General features: G+C 70.5%; 22 protein-coding genes. 12 read left to right on the top strand and 10 right to left on the bottom strand.

Going from position 1 to position 15,737, the window contains the following annotated elements:
* Window positions 1–582 carry a histidine phosphatase family protein gene (locus ENC19_RS22265; RefSeq protein ID WP_208020983.1) on the bottom strand — a complete coding sequence of 194 codons (582 nt, stop codon included), beginning with the start codon at window positions 580–582 and terminating at the stop codon, window positions 1–3.
* Window positions 579–1,421, bottom strand: a complete 843-nt coding sequence (locus ENC19_RS22260; protein WP_164449032.1) for a PHP domain-containing protein — start codon at window positions 1,419–1,421, stop codon at window positions 579–581. The genes ENC19_RS22265 and ENC19_RS22260 overlap by 4 nt, the downstream gene beginning before the upstream one ends.
* 140 nt (window positions 1,422–1,561) lie before the next feature.
* Between ENC19_RS22260 and ENC19_RS22255 the strand changes: the two genes are divergently transcribed.
* Window positions 1,562–2,281: a VOC family protein gene (locus ENC19_RS22255; protein WP_164449031.1), complete on the top strand. Its 720-nt coding sequence runs from the start codon at window positions 1,562–1,564 to the stop codon at window positions 2,279–2,281.
* Between the two features lie 66 nt (window positions 2,282–2,347).
* Here the strand turns inward: ENC19_RS22255 and ENC19_RS22250 are convergent, their stop codons facing one another.
* Window positions 2,348–2,845, bottom strand: a complete 498-nt coding sequence (locus ENC19_RS22250; RefSeq protein WP_164449030.1) for a DinB family protein — start codon at window positions 2,843–2,845, stop codon at window positions 2,348–2,350.
* 117 nt (window positions 2,846–2,962) lie between these two features.
* On the opposite strand from ENC19_RS22250, the gene ENC19_RS22245 reads away from it, so the two are divergent.
* On the top strand, window positions 2,963–3,190 hold the full coding sequence (locus tag ENC19_RS22245) for a hypothetical protein (RefSeq protein WP_164449029.1): 228 nt from the start codon (window positions 2,963–2,965) through the stop codon (window positions 3,188–3,190).
* Window positions 3,191–3,270: 80 nt separating this feature from the next.
* On the opposite strand, the gene ENC19_RS22240 is transcribed toward ENC19_RS22245, so the two are convergent.
* A complete protein-coding gene (locus ENC19_RS22240; RefSeq protein WP_309245990.1) occupies window positions 3,271–3,630 on the bottom strand; it encodes a VOC family protein in 360 nt (119 codons plus the stop codon).
* Window positions 3,631–3,721: 91 nt separating this feature from the next.
* Window positions 3,722–4,060: a hypothetical protein gene (locus tag ENC19_RS22235; protein ID WP_164449027.1), complete on the bottom strand. Its 339-nt coding sequence runs from the start codon at window positions 4,058–4,060 to the stop codon at window positions 3,722–3,724.
* Window positions 4,061–4,218: 158 nt separating this feature from the next.
* On the opposite strand from ENC19_RS22235, the gene ENC19_RS22230 reads away from it, so the two are divergent.
* The 4 genes from ENC19_RS22230 (at window position 4,219) to ENC19_RS22215 (ending at window position 6,676) form a co-directional block, all read left to right on the top strand.
* Window positions 4,219–5,151 carry an aminoglycoside phosphotransferase family protein gene (locus tag ENC19_RS22230; protein WP_164449026.1) on the top strand — a complete coding sequence of 311 codons (933 nt, stop codon included), beginning with the start codon at window positions 4,219–4,221 and terminating at the stop codon, window positions 5,149–5,151.
* 57 nt (window positions 5,152–5,208) lie between these two features.
* Window positions 5,209–5,739: a GNAT family N-acetyltransferase gene (locus ENC19_RS22225; protein WP_164449025.1), complete on the top strand. Its 531-nt coding sequence runs from the start codon at window positions 5,209–5,211 to the stop codon at window positions 5,737–5,739.
* Between the two features lie 158 nt (window positions 5,740–5,897).
* Window positions 5,898–6,536: a DUF4291 domain-containing protein gene (locus ENC19_RS22220; RefSeq protein ID WP_164449024.1), complete on the top strand. Its 639-nt coding sequence runs from the start codon at window positions 5,898–5,900 to the stop codon at window positions 6,534–6,536.
* The gene (locus ENC19_RS22215) at window positions 6,533–6,676 is read left to right on the top strand and encodes a hypothetical protein (protein WP_164449023.1); all 144 of its coding nucleotides are present in this window, start codon (window positions 6,533–6,535) and stop codon (window positions 6,674–6,676) included. Before ENC19_RS22220 ends, ENC19_RS22215 begins: the two co-directional genes overlap by 4 nt.
* A 67-nt stretch (window positions 6,677–6,743) precedes the next feature.
* Here ENC19_RS22215 and ENC19_RS22210 read toward each other — a convergent pair whose 3' ends face one another.
* Complete coding sequence (locus ENC19_RS22210) at window positions 6,744–7,151, bottom strand: nitroreductase family deazaflavin-dependent oxidoreductase (RefSeq protein ID WP_164449022.1); 408 nt, start codon at window positions 7,149–7,151, stop codon at window positions 6,744–6,746.
* A 197-nt stretch (window positions 7,152–7,348) separates the two neighbouring features.
* Between ENC19_RS22210 and ENC19_RS22205 the strand changes: the two genes are divergently transcribed.
* Entirely contained in the window at window positions 7,349–8,533 is a 1,185-nt protein-coding gene (locus ENC19_RS22205; RefSeq protein ID WP_208020982.1) for a WD40 repeat domain-containing protein, read from the top strand.
* Between the two features lie 16 nt (window positions 8,534–8,549).
* Here the strand turns inward: ENC19_RS22205 and ENC19_RS22200 are convergent, their stop codons facing one another.
* Window positions 8,550–9,665 (bottom strand): MerR family transcriptional regulator, encoded by a 1,116-nt coding sequence (locus ENC19_RS22200; protein ID WP_164449021.1) that lies wholly within the window; start codon window positions 9,663–9,665, stop codon window positions 8,550–8,552.
* A 102-nt stretch (window positions 9,666–9,767) separates the two neighbouring features.
* Between ENC19_RS22200 and ENC19_RS22195 the strand changes: the two genes are divergently transcribed.
* Window positions 9,768–10,220, top strand: coding sequence for a hypothetical protein (locus tag ENC19_RS22195; RefSeq protein ID WP_166458958.1), 453 nt, complete (start codon window positions 9,768–9,770; stop codon window positions 10,218–10,220).
* A 69-nt stretch (window positions 10,221–10,289) separates the two neighbouring features.
* On the opposite strand, the gene ENC19_RS22190 is transcribed toward ENC19_RS22195, so the two are convergent.
* Window positions 10,290–11,303, bottom strand: coding sequence for a hypothetical protein (locus ENC19_RS22190; protein ID WP_164449020.1), 1,014 nt, complete (start codon window positions 11,301–11,303; stop codon window positions 10,290–10,292).
* Between the two features lie 67 nt (window positions 11,304–11,370).
* Here ENC19_RS22190 and ENC19_RS22185 point away from each other — a divergent pair, with 67 nt between their 5' ends.
* From ENC19_RS22185 to ENC19_RS22175, 3 genes are all read left to right on the top strand, one after another.
* Complete coding sequence (locus ENC19_RS22185; protein ID WP_164449019.1) at window positions 11,371–11,952, top strand: TetR/AcrR family transcriptional regulator; 582 nt, start codon at window positions 11,371–11,373, stop codon at window positions 11,950–11,952.
* 63 nt (window positions 11,953–12,015) lie between these two features.
* Entirely contained in the window at window positions 12,016–12,513 is a 498-nt protein-coding gene (locus ENC19_RS22180) for a metallophosphoesterase family protein (protein WP_164449018.1), read from the top strand.
* A gap of 97 nt (window positions 12,514–12,610) precedes the next feature.
* A complete protein-coding gene (locus ENC19_RS22175) occupies window positions 12,611–12,901 on the top strand; it encodes a DUF427 domain-containing protein (protein ID WP_093408718.1) in 291 nt (96 codons plus the stop codon).
* 8 nt (window positions 12,902–12,909) lie between these two features.
* Here the strand turns inward: ENC19_RS22175 and ENC19_RS22170 are convergent, their stop codons facing one another.
* Window positions 12,910–13,503 carry a TetR/AcrR family transcriptional regulator gene (locus ENC19_RS22170; protein ID WP_164449017.1) on the bottom strand — a complete coding sequence of 198 codons (594 nt, stop codon included), beginning with the start codon at window positions 13,501–13,503 and terminating at the stop codon, window positions 12,910–12,912.
* A 100-nt stretch (window positions 13,504–13,603) separates the two neighbouring features.
* On the opposite strand from ENC19_RS22170, the gene ENC19_RS22165 reads away from it, so the two are divergent.
* Entirely contained in the window at window positions 13,604–14,626 is a 1,023-nt protein-coding gene (locus ENC19_RS22165; protein ID WP_216592286.1) for a zinc-binding dehydrogenase, read from the top strand.
* 33 nt (window positions 14,627–14,659) lie between these two features.
* On the opposite strand, the gene ENC19_RS22160 is transcribed toward ENC19_RS22165, so the two are convergent.
* Window positions 14,660–15,601: a MaoC/PaaZ C-terminal domain-containing protein gene (locus ENC19_RS22160; protein WP_328824330.1), complete on the bottom strand. Its 942-nt coding sequence runs from the start codon at window positions 15,599–15,601 to the stop codon at window positions 14,660–14,662.
* Window positions 15,602–15,737: the final 136 nt, after the last annotated feature.

Genomic DNA, 15,737 nt, shown 5'->3' with positions numbered 1-15,737 from the left:
TCAGACCAATTCGGAGATCTCGGGACGGGTGTGCGGGTCGGTGAAGCGAAGTCGGTAGACCGCGGGCATCGGCATCTGTCGCACCGTGGCCCATTCGACCGGCACGCCGAAGCCGGCCAACGCCCGGCAGATGAAGGTACCGTGGCTGCCGACGAGCACCACCCGGCCGGGGTGGTGCCGGGCGAGCGCCCGCAGGGCGGCGACGGCACGGATGCCGAGCTGCTCGAGGCTTTCACCGCCCGGGCGTGCGTAGGACAGATCCGTCCAGCTCCTGACGTAATGCGACTCCCAGACCTCGGTGAAGGCGAGGCCGTCGTCCCACTCGCGCAGCTCGGTCCGGGTGCGGACGGGCAAACCGAGCGCGTCGGCGGTCGGCTGGACGGTCTGGATCGCCCGCCGGTACGGGCTGGACCAGATCGCCGCCGGTCGCGCCTCGCTGAGCGTCGTCACAAGTTCCTCCGCCTGCCGCAGCCCGCGGGTGGTCAGCGGGCGGGTGAAGTCGTCCGGACCGTCGGCGGTCGGCGGGACGGACCGGGCGTGTCGGACCAGCACGATCTCGGTGGGCGTCCGGATGCCGCTCACCCCCGACCCCAGCGGTCGTGGGGATTCCTGCCGGGTCGGAAGCCGTGCGCCTGCGCCAGCTGAGCGGCCTCGCCGAAGCCGTGCCCGACGAAGGCCGGCAGGTGGGCGTCGCTGCCGAAGGTGATCGCGTCGCCGCCCTCCTCGTGCCACCAGCCGAGCACGGTCGAGTGCAACGGCAACCGGGTGTTGACCTCCAGCGCCCGACCGGACAGCGCGGTCACCCGCAACGCCTCGCGGAACTCGTCCTCGAAGACGCTGGGATCGAACGGGCCGACATCCTCGGTCGGCCAGGAGCGGACCGGATAGTCGATGTGCGCCAGGACGTCGAACGTGTCGCTGGTGGTGACCATGGTGGCGACGTCGGCGAGGTACGCGCGGACCACCTCGTGGGGATCGCGGTGCGGGTAGATCGCCCAGGGCTCGGCGAAGCCGTCCTGATCGGCAAGGGTGTGCAGGGAACCGAGGAGACGGTCGAACCGGCCGGCGGACAGCACCCGCGCGATCTGATCGGCGTGGCGATGGGGTTCACCCAGCTCGAGACCGCTGAGGATGCGCAGCTGGGGGAACCGCTCCCGGCAGCGTTGCACCGCTGCCAGGTATCCGGCGGCGTCGAACGCGGGCGGCGTCAGTATCCCGCTCGGGTCGGCCAGCGAGGTGAGGTGGTCCGAGACGTACGGGCCCTCGGTGGCGACCCGCCACGCGGTGTGGTCCAGATGTTCGGTGAAGGCGATCGCCGGCAGACCGATTTCGACGGCCCGCGCGCACGACCCTTCCATGTCACCGACCCGGGTGTCCCACGACCACTCGCTGTGCACATGGCTGTCCGGGGGCAGTGGCATCGGACGACCTCCGTTGTCGGTGGTGTCGGCGGGTGTCGGGACGCGGTCGGCACCTGCCCGGTCGGCCGATCGGACGGTCGAACCGGACGGTCGGCCATTTCCATGTGCGACGGGCGTCCTGCGCCGCATAGGAAGAAGCCATGGCCAACGAGGTGACCGTACCCCTGCTGCCGTGTCCATCCATCGACGACGTTGTCGCCTTCTATCGGGTGCTGGGCTTCCATCCGACGTACCAGCAGCGCAGACCCAACCCGTACGTCGCGTTGCGGCGCGAAGACCTGCACCTGCACTTCTTCGAGATCGCCGGTTTCGACCCGGAACAGTCGTACGGCTCCTGTCTCGTCCTCACCGCCGACATCGAGGGACTGCACCGGGCGTTCGCCACCGGCATGCGGGCCGCGTACGGCAAGGTGCTGGTGTCCGGGACACCGCGGATGACCCGGCCCAGAGCGCGGAAGAACTACGACGGGCTGAGTGGATTCAGTGTCATCGACCCGGGTGGCAACTGGATCCGCGTCGTGCACAACGTCGAGACCGTCCCCGCGCCGCAGCGCACGTCGACGGGGCGGCTGGCCAGGGCGGTGGCGAACGCCGTCGTGCAGGCCGACTCCCGGGGCGAGCTCCGACAGGCCGTGCGGATCCTGGACAGCGCGCTGGCCCGCCCGTCGTCCGACGACGACCCGGTCGAGCTGGTGGAGGCCCTGGTCTACCGCGCCGAACTGGCCGTGGCGCTGGACGACCCGGAGACCGCGACGGACCTGCTCAACCGCGCGGAACAGATCGTGCTCACCGACGACGAGACCGTACGGGCGGCACCGACGTTCGAGAACGCCGCCGACCTCGCGGCGGCGCTACGCTGACCGGCCGCCGTACGGGTTGTGTCAACGGCCCAGCGGAACCGTTGGACCGTGGGCAGGCAGGGCGGCTCACTCGTGCAGGAGCTGCTCGCGGAGGATGTCGGCGTGCCCGCAGTGCTGAGCGAGTTCGCGCAGCACGTGCAGATACACCCACCGCAGCGGCAGCGGACCGCGCCGGTTGCCGGGCAAAATGTCGTCCAGCCCCAGGGACGACGTCGCCTGGCGTGACGCCGCGCAGGCCTCGCGGTGCGCCTGCTGGACGGTGGCGATCGTGTCGCCGTCGTCCAGGACGAACGATTCGTCCGGCGTCGCCGGGATGCCGATCTCCGCACGTGACCGGCGGGTGACGGCCTCGTCGAACCAGACCTTCTCCACGAAGGTCGCGTGCTTCACCAGACCCAGCAGCGTGGTCCGGGAGACCACCAACGACCGGCGTGCCTGTTCCTCGGTCAGCCCGTCCAGGCAGCTGGTGAGCGCCCTGCGGTGCTCGTCGATGAACGCCTCGAACTGGGCCTTCGCCGGCTGTGCGACGACCTGGTCGGCGAAGGTGGGTGGATAGGACGGCATGCAAGAAGCATCCCATCCCCGGGTCGACTAAGCATCGCCGGTGCCCGAGGCCGACCCGGTCCGGCCGGGCAGCGTAATTCGGTCGCGTGCGGCTTCACCTGCGAGGACGATACGGCGATGCCCGGTGCGCCTGAGGGATTCACCTACCGCCTCCGCAAGAACGGTGACGTGGAACTGCTCCATCACGGCCGCCCCGCCGTGGTGCTTCGGGGCGCCGCCGCGGCCCGGTTCCTGCTCGACGTGCACGAGGAAGATCCGCAGGAGTTGATGGCGCGGCTCACCGGCAACTACCGACGCGGCAACGAGCGGGCGGCCAAGAACCACCCCCGCAACCGACGCCGGTAGAGCGCGTCGGCGCGCGGCTGACATCTTCGGCACCTGCTCCTGGCCGAGGAGCCGGAGTCCGGGAATGTGTAGCCGGGTCGTCAGACGTCGGCTTCGAGGGCGAAGGTGTTGCCGTCCGGATCCTGGAACCACGCGATGCGCCCACCGCCGGCCCGCGCGGTGATTCCCCTGGCGTCATGGTCCAACTGGTCGTACCGGATGATCTCGACGCCGGACGAGACGAGCTCGTCGACGATCTGGTCGATGTCGTCGACGTACCAGGTCGCCAGGGTCGCCGGGCTTTTCCCGGCAGTGACCGACTGGTAGACATTCAGCGCCAGCCTGCCACCGCAACCATAGATGCGGCTGCCGTCGGGGATCTGGGCGCTGGGGCCGGAATGTAATGCCTGAAGGCCGAGCTTGCCTTCGTAGAACCCGATTGCCCGTTGGATGTCAGACACCGCGATCGACGCTCTGAGGTCGTACCTGCTCAACGGCATGAACCACTGTCGCACAGAACCGGGTGGCGCGTTTCGCGGCAGCATCCTGTGCTCATTCGGGATGGCCGACCAGCGGGCTCATCAGCAGGGTCTTGCGTCTCGGGTCGGCGGACAGCCATCCCGTTGCCTGCTCGCCGGGAAGCAGCGCCGTCCAAGGGATCTCCGCACGCGCTCGCGCGCCTCGGCCGATGCGCAGCACGAACCGCCACGGCTCCTGGCCGCTGGGCCCGCACCAGGCCCGGCCACGGATGCACGGTTCGGCGGTCAGCAACTCGTACTGCTCGGCTACCAGACCATCGCACCAGTACCACCGTAGGTGTCGGTCCTCGAAGCCCTGGAACTCCGCGCAGATGCGGAACTCCAGCCGTGCCCAGAAGTCCTGCTCATCCATGGCGGCCTCCACCGACGACCGGCTGCCACCGCACCGTACGCCACGTTCGCGTCAGAGGAGACCCTGGTGGGCGGTGTCATCAGCAGTCCATGATCGATGGGCTACTGTCGCTCGCGTACCGCGCGCTCAGATCCCGATGGTCAGACGAGGACGGTTCAGTGACTGATGTTCCGGATCTCGGCCCCCTGCCGCAGCGCATCGCCGTCGACGCGGAACAGGTGCGTCGGCTCGTCGCCGACCAGTTCCCGCACCTGGCCGACCTCCCGATCGAGCCGGTGGCCAACGGTGGCTGGGACAACTGGACCTTTCACCTCGGCTCCGACATGCTCGTCCGCCTGCCCAGCGCCGCCGAGTACGCACTGGCGGTCGACAAGGAGCATCGGTGGCTACCCATCCTCGCCGATCGGTTGCCGCTGCCCATCCCGATCCCGGTGGCGAGAGGCAAGCCAGACGCGGGCTATCCCCACCCGTGGTCGATCTACCGGTGGCTCGACGGCGAGCCGGCCAGCCTGGACCGCATCGCCGACCCGGTGCGATTCGCGATCGACCTGGCCGAGTTCCTGGCTGCCCTGCAGGCCGTCGACACCGCCGACGGCCCGCAGCCGGGTTTTCACAACTGGTTCCGAGGCGCCACCCTGCGCACCTACGACAAGGAGGTCGAGCGTGCGCTCGCGGAGTTGGGCGACCGCGTCGACGCCGAACTGGTGCGCGAGACCTGGGCGAGGGCACTCGACGCCCGCTGGGACGGTGTCGACCGCTGGTTCCATGGCGATGTCGCCCAGGGAAATCTACTGCTTGCTGACGGCCAGTTGGCGGCCGTCATCGACTTCGGGTCATGCGGCGTCGGCGATCCGGCCTGCGATCTCGCGATCGCCTGGACGTTGCTGACCGCCGAAGGCCGGCAGGCATTCCGCACCCGGCTGTCGGTGGATGACGCGACGTGGGCGCGTGGCCGTGGCTGGGCCCTCTGGAAAACCCTCGCCACCTGCTCGTACACGTTCGACGCAGCAGAGTTCGCGTGCGCGCACCGCATCCTCGCCGAGATCCTCTCCGAGTACGCGGCCAGCACTGTCACCAGGCCTCGCCCGTAACAGTGATACCCGCCCTGGCACTGCCTCGGCCCTGGCCGGAGCACTAGGTTGGATGAGATGCGCACCATCGCGAGCGATCGCCTGCTGCTGCGTCCCTGGCGCGAGGAGGACGCCGACTTTCTCCTGGATCTCGAGTCGCGCTGGGAGGTGGTGCGGTTCCTGGGCGCGCAGCCGACACTCATGAACAGCCGCGAGGACGCCCTCGCCTCGATTACCCGTCGACGCGCCATCGACCATCCGATCCACGGCATCTGGGCCATCACCACGGCGACGGGCGGTCGGCTGGTGGGAAACCTCCTGCTCAAGCCGATTCCCCTGTCGGCCGGCGGATCTGCCGGCGGGCCGAGCGATGTCGAGATCGGCTGGCACCTGCATCCGGACGTCTGGGGGCACGGCTATGCCACCGAAGCGGCGGCGGCGGTCCTGGACGACGCGTTCGACCGGGGTTTGGTGAGGGTCATCGCGGTCACGAACCCGGACAACCGTGCCTCCCAGGCTGTCTGCCGGCGGCTCGGCATGACGCACCTCGGCCGGACGACGAGGTACTACGACACGACCAACGAGCTCTTCGAGAAGCTGGCCGGTTGATCGGCACATCGACCCGTCGCCGGGCTGCACGAGAAGATCGCGGCGAAGTAGCCGGGCCTCCGGCAGGCCGGTACCTCGCGCAAAGCTGGCGTCACGGCTGTGGTCAGCGCGGTGACCAGGGCGCGGAATCAGGTGGATGACGACCGGGCGGATCGGCGATGATCTCGGGCGTGGACGTTCGGGACAGGCAGGTTCGGGCTCGGTACACCGCCGACACCGTCACCGTCTACCAGGCGTACCCGCCGGAGATCGCGGTGCCGGCGCTGGCGGCCGGGCGGTTCGTGGCGCCGTTCAAGCGGGGCCGGATGACATGGATCAAGCCGTCGTTCCTGTGGATGATGTATCGGTGCGGGTGGGCCTCCAAGCCCGGCCAGGAGCGGGTGCTGGCGGTCGAGATCCGGCGCAGCGGCTTCGAGTGGGCCCTGGCGGCAGCCGGCCTGAGTCACTTCGACCGAAGCGTGTACCCGGACCGTGCCGCGTGGACGCGGCGGGTGCAGACCAGTCCGGTGCGTGTGCAGTGGGATCCCGAGCGGTCGCTGCGGCTCGGACCGCTGCCGTACCGGTCGTTGCAGGTGGGGCTGTCCGGCGAGGCGGTCGACCGCTACCTCGACGAGTGGATCGTCGCCATCACCGAGGTGACCGGCCTGGCGCACGCCATACGTGATCGACTTGTCGCCGGCGATGACGCCGGTGCCGCAGCCCTGCTACCTACCGAGCGGGCCTATCCGCTGCCGGCCGAGATCGGGGCCGTGATCGGCGCCGATCCGTCCGGTGCCGCCGACGGCGGCTCGCCATGAGCCACGCCGAGACGCTGCGCGCCCGGTTCCGCGCCCCGGCGGTCGGCCCGCCGCCACCACCCTGGCACCACCCTGCGGCCGCGCCCGACGGCCTGGCGGTCGCCTCCAGTTGCGGCATCACCATTCTCACCCGAGCCTGACCCGGACCTTGGTGAAGTCCTCTTTGGACCTTCCCGAGTGCCGGCCCTGGGCGTCGATCGTCGCTCGCTACGGTGCCGGTTCCAGCACGACGACCGGGATCTGGCGGTTGGTCTTCCGCTCGTAGTCGGCGAAGAACGGGTACGCCGCCTTCTGCGCGCTCCAGATCCGCTCCCGCTCGTCTTCGGTGGCGACCCGGGCGACCAACTCGACCGTGTCCGTGCCGATCTCCGCTCGCGTGCGCGGCTGCGCGAGCAGGTTGTGATACCAGTCGGGGTTGGTGGGCGCGCCGGCCTTGGAGGCGAACACGGCATAGCCACCGTCCACCTTCTGGTACATCATCGGGTGTACGCGGGGCTGGCCGCTCTTGGCGCCGATCGTGTGCAACAGCAGCAGCGGCTGGCCAGCGAAGTGGCCGCCCACCTGCCCGCCGTTGGCGCGAAACTCGGCGATGACCTTGTCGTTCCAGTCGCTCATGTCTTCCCCTCGACCAGTTCCGTACCGGCTCGTTGAGTCCGATTCTGACAGTCCCGCCGCACCATGACACTGACAATCGCCCCTCGACCGTGGCGCCATCCACGCCGCAGCCGGCCGCAGCCGCACTCTTTCCCGCAGCAGCGCGCTGGTTCGATCCGACGGGCTGGGCATCCGCTTCGCGCCGGTACGGTGTGCCGGTGGAAACCTTGGCCCAGGTGCGCTCCGAAGCCACGCTCGATCGGTTGCTCTGCCACCCCAGACTGCCGTTGATCGCCGGCTGGGACGCCGACCGCCCGGCGATCCGGATCTGGGAGTACGCGGTCGGGCAGTTGCGTGAGGTTGGCGGCTTCGGCGCGGACTCGGCCGGCTACGACGCCGTGGGCCATGACCGGTTCGAGCGGACACCGTCTGCCGCCTGGCATCCCGGTGAGCCGCGGCTGGTGGTAGTGGATGGCGCCAGCACGGTCTGCTGGACTCCCTCGGGCACCACTGCGATCGACGGCGTTGCGCCGACCGAGCACCAACGGGATGTGGCGTTCAGTCCGGACGGTCAGAGGCTCTGGCTGTCGCCCGGCGGCGGCGAGGACGGCTGGGGCTCCTCCATCGTTCTCGACATCGCCTCCGGCGCAACCACGGTCGGCCCGCAATGGGACACCGGAGTCGCGGCGCACCCGGGCGGTGGCCTGGTGGCCACCCTGCAGAGCGATCAGGGCGCCACCCTGGTGCTCTTCTGCCGGGACACCGAGGCTGTGCTGCGGCCCATGCGGCGGGCGCTGATCCTCGACTGCGACGGCTACGAGACGCCGATCTTCAGCCCGGACGGGCGGCATTTCGCGGTACGGGGCAACGCCTACGACAACTCACTTGAGCTGTTCGAGTTCCCGTCGCTGCGCCGGGTGCTTGGCCTGGTGCTCGGCGAGCCCAGTCCGGGGTACCCGTACCCGCAGGAGTGGCTGGACGGAATGCACGCCTGGTCGCGCCAGAACGTCGCGTTCGGGCCGGGTGTTCTCTGGATCGGTACGCCGGAGGGTGCCGTCGTCGAGTTCGAGATCGACGGACAACAGGTGACCGAGCACGAGGTGCTACCCGGGTCGAGGGTGACCGCCCTGGCGGCCTTCGCCACCGGCGAGCTGATCGTCGCCGGCGGCGGCACGCTTCTGGTGCTGTCGGGGAGACGGACCAGCCCAGCCGGGGCGTCAGCCGCCGCGGTCGCCGAGTTCCTCGCCGGGACCGTTGAGGCCCCGGTCATCGAGGTGGACCAGCTTGACCTGACCGACGGAATCCGGACCTGGCAGTCGGATGATCTGGAGATGGTCACCGACGCGTCAGACAGCGACCCGTCGTGGCTGCGGATCCGGGCTGCCATGAACGGGCGCAGCTGACCGCGACGCGGAGGCGTCAGGCGACGAGCAGGCGGAGACCGAGCTCTGCCGTGTCGAGGGCGAGCAGGTCTCGGTTGCGCTCGGCCCACCGACCCGAGGACAGGTCGTCACGGAGTCCGCTGACCACCCGCTGCTCGGCCTGCGGTCCGACCCTGGTCCACACCGACACCGCGCGGCGGACGTGTTCGTCCAGGTACGCCTCGGGCCGACGCCAGTACGCCTCGAAGAACCCGTCGACGCAGTCCCACGGCACCAGCACCGGCTCGGCGCGTCCGCCGATCGCGCCGGTGAGGTCGGCCAGGGACGGCCAACCGACGAGCAGGTCAGCGAATTCGGGCAGATAGTCGCGGGTGAGCCAGAACCGCTGCCGCCAGCGGGTGTCGTCGGCGTCGTAGGTGAAGACCACCACGCGGCGGGCCACCCGTCGCATCTCGCGCAGCCCGGCGACCGGGTCGGGCCAGTGGTGGACGGTGCTGACCGCCATCGCGGCGTCGAAGGACTGGTCCTCGAACGGCAGGCGCTCCGCGGCCGCGGCCACGCACGGTGCCGCGCCCGGGGGACGCTGCGCCCGCATGACCGCCGACGGTTCCACTGCTGTGACCTCGCGGTCGGGTGGTTCGTACGAGCCGGTGCCGGCTCCGACGTTCAGCACCGTCCGGGCGTCACCCAGGGCAGCCCAGATGCGCGCGGCGATCCGTGGCTCGGTGCGTCGGGTCGCCGGGTAGGCGGATCCGATGGCGTCGTACAACTGCGTCCCGAACACTCTCAACTGCTCCTCTGGCGTCGTCCTGATTCCCCTGGCTCGTGCGTCCAGTTCCCGGTCGATCGCGCTCACCATGGCGGCAGCGCGATCGCGCTGGTCCAGCAGCAGGCCCCGCAGTCGGCACAGGTGCGCGACCGCGTCGGTGGCCGGATCGTCGACCAGCTCCGCGATCTCCCGCAGCCCGAAGCCGAGCCGCCGGTAGGTGAGCACCTCCCGGAGCCGCTCCACATCGTCGGCGGAGTAGGCGCGGTGCCCGGCCGAGGTGCGGGTGGACGGTTCGAGCAGGCCGATCTCGTCGTAGTGGTGCAGGGTGCGGACGCTGACGCCGGCCAGTTCCGCCACCCGCCCCACGGTCAGGTGCTCCGTCATGGCACTGACTATCGGACATCACGTCGCGTGAGGAACCAGGCTTCACCGCCGCACGATTCTCCGCGCTGCCCACCCGGAAGCCGTCATGCCTACCCTGGTCGCATGGAAGCTCGGAGGGTCAGCGTCTGGCGGAGCCGTTACGTGGTGACGGACCGAGGCCGAGAGATCGCCGTCTGGGACAGCTCGGTGTGGCGCAGCGGTGGCGAGTTCGAGCTGGACGGGCGGCGTTTCCAGGTCCGCTCCAACGCCTGGGGCACCAGGTACACCATGGTCGACGAGGCGGGGACGCTGGTCGCCGCGGCCGACCGGGTGGGTCGTAAGCGGTGGACTGTCGAGGCGGCCGGGCAGACCTACCACTTCCGGCGTGGGTCCATCTGGGGCGGCGAGCAGGAACTGGTCCTCGGCGACACCCGGGTGGGCTCGGTCCGCAAAACCAGCTTCTGGCGCGGTGACGTCGCGATCGAGTTGCCGGGGCTCGCGACGCCGTTGCAGCTCTTCGTGTTCGGCGTGGTCGTCAGCGTGTGGGACGCGCAGGCCGCAGCCGGGGCCGCCTGAGGCTCCGCGACATGGCGGTACGGGCTCAGCGTGGGCGAACCAGGTGAACGGAGTCCACTGCTTGCCGCGTCAGGAGCACATGGCGGTCTGTGCGCGGATACGGCCGTATTCGGCCAGGGCGTGGAAGGCGGCCTTCGGCGTCCACGAACCGTCCGGCAGCACTCGCACGATCCCGCGTGCGGCCAGGTCGTAGTCGTGCGCCGGGTCTTCCGTGGTCGGTAGGTGCCGGTTCGCGAACGTGTACACGAACGCCGCCTGCACACCACCACGCTCGTAGTCGCGCAGCAGGTCCAGCAGGTAGCGGGCCTGGCCCTGTTCGTCACGTTCCAGTTCGGTGGTGAGCTTCGCGGCGCGGCCGTGCTCGTCGTATGTCACCGGCTCCGTCGCGCCCGCCACGTCGGCCGCGCCGTGGAAGGTGCAGCAGCCGAACTCGGTCACGGCGTACGGCTTGCCCTGCCCCACCGCTGCGGCCAGGGTCTGCGGAAACACTGCGGCGTTTGTGGCGTCACGGTAACCGGCGTCGCTGGCGCTGATGTCGAACGGTGTCCAGTCGACACCCTCCAGCGGGATCGAGGCGTAGCCGACTAGGCCGCCGAACCGTTCCCGCACCGCGGGCACCACCTTGGCGAGGAAGTCGTGTACGGCGGCTCGGGCAACCGGGACCGCCTCCCGCATCCGCATCGGATCTGCGAACAGTGCCATCCGCTCGGCCAGGTCACGACCGGGCAGGAAACCGTCGGTGAACAGGGAGATCTCGGAGCCGGTGAGGAACACGACCGAGGCGCCGGCGCGGCGGAGCCGCTCGGCCCGCTCGGCGCCGTCGAGCAGGAACGCCATGAGTTCGTCGCGGTCCAGGCCGTTGGTGAAGGGGGAGTACCACACCTCGAGCCCCGCCTCGGCGGCGAGTCGTGCGGCCAACTCCAGTCGATCCTGGACACCGCCGGTGAGGCGTACCGCGTCGCAGTGCAACTCCTCGCGGATGACACGCAGGTCGCGGCGCACCGTCTCGGGGTCGAACGGCTCGTGGGTGGTGGACCCGGCGCTGACGAAGCCGGTGTCGTAGTTCATGCCGTAGACGCGCACGGGTAGCTCTCCTCGCCTTTAGGGTACGTGGCGTACCTTATACGGTACGTCCAGTACCCTGCAAGGCATGGGCACCAGACGCCGGGGCGAGGAACTGGAAGGGGCGATCCTCCAGGCGGCGGCGGAGGAACTGCGCCGGTCCGGCTACGCGGGGATGACCATGGACCGGGTCGCCGCCCGGGCCGGCACCAACAAGAACGCCATCTACCGCCGATGGCCGCACCGGGCGGCGTTGGGCATCGCCGCGTACCGCCACCTCTCCGACGTCGCGATGCCGCACCCCGACACCGGCACGTTGCGGGGCGACGCGCTTGAGATGCTGCGGAAGGCGAACGAGACGTGGTCCTCGCCGCACGGAGCGGTCCTGCGCAGCCTGCTGGCCGCAGCGGCGGACGACCCGGCGCTGCTCGACCTGATGCGCGAGCGATCAGGCGCCGACACCATGGACCGCGCCTGGCTGACCATGCTCGACCGGGCGGTCGCCCGCGGTGAGGCACCGCCGACGGCCGTGCACCCGAGGGTCGCGGCAACGCCGATGATGCTGCTGAGAGCCGAGTACGCGATGCGCGGCACCCCGTCGGTCCCCGACGAGACCCTGGTCGAGATCGTCGACGAGGTCTTCCTGCCGCTCGTCCGCGGTCGCGTCTGACCCCCTCGACGGCGGTGGGCCGACGCGGGCTGACCGGGGCCGGGGCGGGGCTACGCTGACCGGGTGCGGTTGGTCATCATGGCAGACACCCACCTGCCGAAACGCGCCCGGGACCTGCCGCCCGGGCTGTGGGCCGCCGTCGACGCCGCCGACCTTGTCATCCACGCCGGCGACTGGGTCGGCGTCGAGCTGCTCGACGACCTGGAGCGGCGCAGCGCCCGGCTGATCGGCGTACACGGCAACAACGACGGTCCGGACCTGCGGGCCCGACTGCCGGAGATCGCCCGCGCGGACGTCGCCGGGGTGCGCCTCGCGGTGGTGCACGAGACCGGGCCGGCCAGCGGCCGGGAGCGGCGGTGCGCGGCTCGCTTCCCCGATTGCGACCTGCTCGTCTTCGGCCACTCCCACATCCCCTGGGACAGCGAGGCCCCCGGTGGCCTGCGGTTGCTCAACCCCGGCTCGCCGACCGACCGGCGCCGCCAGCCCTACGCGACGTACCTCACCGCCGAACTGGCCGACGGTCGGCTCGACGCCGTCCGGCTGCACGAGGTCCCGCGCTAGCGCCGCGTCCTTGGACGTCGATGGCGAATCCACCGGTCAACCGTTGCCGACGAGGCGCCAGCGGCTGCGGGGGCGCGGGCCGACCTAGTCTGGGAGCATGCCGAAAGCCATCTGGAACGACCTGGTGATCGCCGAGAGCCCGGACACCGTCGTGGTCGAGGGCAACCACTACTTTCCCCGTGCCGCGCTCCGCGACGACCTGCTGCGGGACTCCGACACCCACACGGTCTGCCCGTGGAAGGGCACCGCGTCGTACTACACGCTGGAGCACGACGGGCAGACCAGCGTGGACGCGGTCTGGTACTACCCGCAGCCGCTGCCCGAGGCCGAGATGATCCGCGACCGGGTCGCGTTCTGGAAGGACGTCAAGGTCGTCGGGGACGACTGACCTCGGGCTCATCGTCGCGTGCCGTCCCGTCCGCCGGTCCGGAGGCTGGCGCGAACGAGGCCGCGTGCCAGGTCAGTGCTTTCCGCGAGGGTGTCGAGGGCGAGTGGTTGGGTGGCGAGAGCGCCCTCGTGTAGCACCAGGAGCCGGGTGGCGAGGGGAGCGGGGTGTGCGCAGCCCGCCGCGGTGGCGAGTTCCCTGAAGAGATCCAGCAGCCAGTGCTTCTGGTCCGCGGCGACGCGGTGGGCGGGATGCGCCGGGTCCGGGAGTTCGGCCAGCGCGTTGACGAAGGCGCACCCTCGGGTGTTCGTCCTGCCCCAGGTCCGCAGCGCGGCGAACGGTGCGGTGACCGCCTCGACCGGATCGGCGCACGCGTCGACGGTGTCGCGGACGAGCGTGCGCCAGCGCTGGTCGCGCTCGGTGAGATAGGCGGTCACGAGGTGGTCCTTCGAGCCGAACTGGTTGTACAGGGTCCGTTTGGTCAGCCCTGAGTGCTCGGCGATGAGATCCACGCCGACGGCGGTGATCCCACGCTCGTAGAAAAGCTCCTCGGCGGCCGCCAGAATGCGCTGGCCAGCCGGGGTGCGGGACCGCTCTTCCGGCATGCGGGGCTCCTCTTCACCGATCGCTGTACGCTGGGTGGTTCACAGATCAGTGTAATTCTGGAGGGGGCAGCTGATGGCGGTACCTACAACAATGCGTGTCATGCGGATCGCCCGGCACGGTGGACCGGACGTGCTGACCAAGGCGGAGGTGCCCGTGCCCTCCCTGGCGGCGGGGGAGGTGCTGGTCCGGGTCAGCGCGGTGGCGCTGAACAACACCGACCTGTGGACCAGGGAGGGCGCCTACGGTCGCCCGGGGGACCCGACGGCGTTGTCGGGCTGGCGGGGGCCGATCGAGTTTCCCCGCATCCAGGGCGCCGACGTGGCCGGCCGGGTCGTGTCGGTGGGCCCCGGCGTGGACGCCGGCCTCGTCGGCCGCCGGGTGGTCGTCGATCCGGCGATCTACGACGCCGACGGGCCGGACGCGAACCCGGTCGGCCTGATGGGCAGCGAACGCGACGGTGGCTACGCCGAGTACGTGACCGCACCGGCGAGGCAGGTGCACGACATGACCGACTCGCCGCTCGCGGACGACCAACTCGCCGCGTTGCCGACCGCGTACGGCACGGCGCTAGGCATGATCGAGAGGGGCCGGCTGTGGGCCGGGGAGACCGTCCTGGTCTCGGGCGCCTCCGGCGGCGTGGGGCTGGCGCTGGTGCAGATCGCGCGGGCACGCGACGCGCGGGTGCTGGCCATCAGCAGCGGAGAAAAGATCGCCTCGGTGCGCGCGGCGGGGGCGCACGACGTGGTGGACCGCGCGAAGGACGTCGTCGAGCAGGTCCGCGCCATCGCCCCGGACGGCATCGACGTGGGGCTCGACGTCGTCGCCGGCGACCTCGTGAGCGAGGGCCTGCCCCTGTTGCGCGACGGTGGCCGGTGGGTCATCGCCGGTGCGCTCGGCGGCTACCGGGTGGACTTTGACGTGCGCCGCCTCTACCTGCACAACGCGCAACTGATCGGCTCCGCGATGCACACCCCCGCACACTTCGAACTCCTGATGGACCTGGCCCGGCGGGGTGAGATCGCACCCGTCATCGCGACGACCTTCCCGCTGCATCAGGCCGCTGACGCCCAGGAGGAACTCGCCCGTCGGCAGCACGTGGGAAAGATCGTCCTGGTCCCGTAGGTCCGTCAGCGGCGACATCCTGCCGGTCGGCCTTCACGCCGGTCGGCGGTGCAGCTCCAGGACGCCCCGGTCGAGGACCAGCCGGCCCTGACCGTCGACCGCCTGGAAGAGCGCACCACCCGGCCGCCGCCACACCAGCACGGTGAGGGTGTCGCCGGGGAACAGTGGTGCGCTGAACCGGGCGCTGATCCGGTGGATCAGGTCGGGATCCCCGTCGGCCACCGCGTGCAGCAGCGTCCGGGCGGCGAAGCCGTACGTACACAGCCCGTGCAGCACCGGACCGGGCAGCCCGGCGGCGCGGGCCACGGCCGGATCGGCGTGCAGCGGGTTGCGGTCGCCGCTGAGCCGGTAGAGCAGGGCCTGATCGGCGCGGATCCGGTGATGGGCGGTGTGGTCGGGCTGTCCCGCCGGCCGCTGCCCGGCGGTGACCGGCGCGCGCGGTCCGCCGAAACCGCCGGCGCCGATGACGAACATGGCCCGCTCGACCGTGGCCAGCGGAGCACCGTCGATGCCGTGGATCTCCGAGCGGTGGTGGACCAGGGCCCCGCTGGTCTGGTCGTACACGCCGGTGACGGTGGCGGTGACGCGGGCCTGACCGGCGGGCGGAAGCGGTCGGTGCAGGGTCAGGGTCTCGCCGGCGTGCCGGACGACGGCCGGTTCGCCCAGCCGTGGCGGTTCGGCGGCGAGCAGGGTGGCGAAGGTCGGGAGCGCGGCGGGCCGGTGGCCGGTGGAGTTCTCGGTGGTGAACCGGAGTTCGTCGGTGGGGTCGGCCTGTCCGGCGCCGACGCCGAGGGCGTAGAGGATCGTGTCGCTGACGGTCCACGCCCGCTCGGTCGTCGTTCGCGGGTAACAGTTCGGTGATCGGACGCGGGCCGCCTTCGCCCGTCCGACACGTTCCGTTACTAGATCGGGCGGCGTCCTTTCTGGCCGAGATTTCGGATTCGCCGCATCAACTGGGTTGTTCAGGCACTCCACGGTCGGTGTCTCCTCGATGCGAGGCAAGCGAGCTGGGGCCGCCCGGCCGAATCTGGCTACTGTCTGTGTCGAGAGGCCATTGGCCGAAAGTCTTGACGTTGTAAACCGCCTCACAGTAGCGTCCCATATTAAGCAA

This window comes from Verrucosispora sioxanthis, from assembly GCF_010560025.1.
Taxonomy (GTDB): domain Bacteria; phylum Actinomycetota; class Actinomycetes; order Mycobacteriales; family Micromonosporaceae; genus Micromonospora; species Micromonospora palythoicola.
This window is presented reverse-complemented; position numbering and strand designations above follow the sequence as displayed.

Bases quoted from the DNA above. Each gene is read 5' to 3' on its own strand.
- ENC19_RS22255 (WP_164449031.1), top strand. From the start codon at position 1,562: ATGGCCAACGAGGTGACCGTACCCCTGCTGCCGTGTCCATCCATCGAC.
- ENC19_RS22175 (WP_093408718.1), top strand. From the start codon at position 12,611: ATGCCGAAAGCCATCTGGAACGACCTGGTGATCGCCGAGAGCCCGGAC.
- ENC19_RS22235 (WP_164449027.1), bottom strand. From the start codon at position 4,060: ATGGATGAGCAGGACTTCTGGGCACGGCTGGAGTTCCGCATCTGCGCG.
- ENC19_RS22200 (WP_164449021.1), bottom strand. From the start codon at position 9,665: ATGACGGAGCACCTGACCGTGGGGCGGGTGGCGGAACTGGCCGGCGTC.
- ENC19_RS22185 (WP_164449019.1), top strand. From the start codon at position 11,371: ATGGGCACCAGACGCCGGGGCGAGGAACTGGAAGGGGCGATCCTCCAG.
- ENC19_RS22165 (WP_216592286.1), top strand. From the start codon at position 13,604: ATGCGGATCGCCCGGCACGGTGGACCGGACGTGCTGACCAAGGCGGAG.
- ENC19_RS22210 (WP_164449022.1), bottom strand. From the start codon at position 7,151: ATGAGCGACTGGAACGACAAGGTCATCGCCGAGTTTCGCGCCAACGGC.
- ENC19_RS22260 (WP_164449032.1), bottom strand. From the start codon at position 1,421: ATGCCACTGCCCCCGGACAGCCATGTGCACAGCGAGTGGTCGTGGGAC.
- ENC19_RS22220 (WP_164449024.1), top strand. From the start codon at position 5,898: ATGATCTCGGGCGTGGACGTTCGGGACAGGCAGGTTCGGGCTCGGTAC.
- ENC19_RS22250 (WP_164449030.1), bottom strand. From the start codon at position 2,845: ATGCCGTCCTATCCACCCACCTTCGCCGACCAGGTCGTCGCACAGCCG.
- ENC19_RS22195 (WP_166458958.1), top strand. From the start codon at position 9,768: ATGGAAGCTCGGAGGGTCAGCGTCTGGCGGAGCCGTTACGTGGTGACG.
- ENC19_RS22225 (WP_164449025.1), top strand. From the start codon at position 5,209: ATGCGCACCATCGCGAGCGATCGCCTGCTGCTGCGTCCCTGGCGCGAG.
- ENC19_RS22170 (WP_164449017.1), bottom strand. From the start codon at position 13,503: ATGCCGGAAGAGCGGTCCCGCACCCCGGCTGGCCAGCGCATTCTGGCG.
- ENC19_RS22245 (WP_164449029.1), top strand. From the start codon at position 2,963: ATGCCCGGTGCGCCTGAGGGATTCACCTACCGCCTCCGCAAGAACGGT.
- ENC19_RS22215 (WP_164449023.1), top strand. From the start codon at position 6,533: ATGAGCCACGCCGAGACGCTGCGCGCCCGGTTCCGCGCCCCGGCGGTC.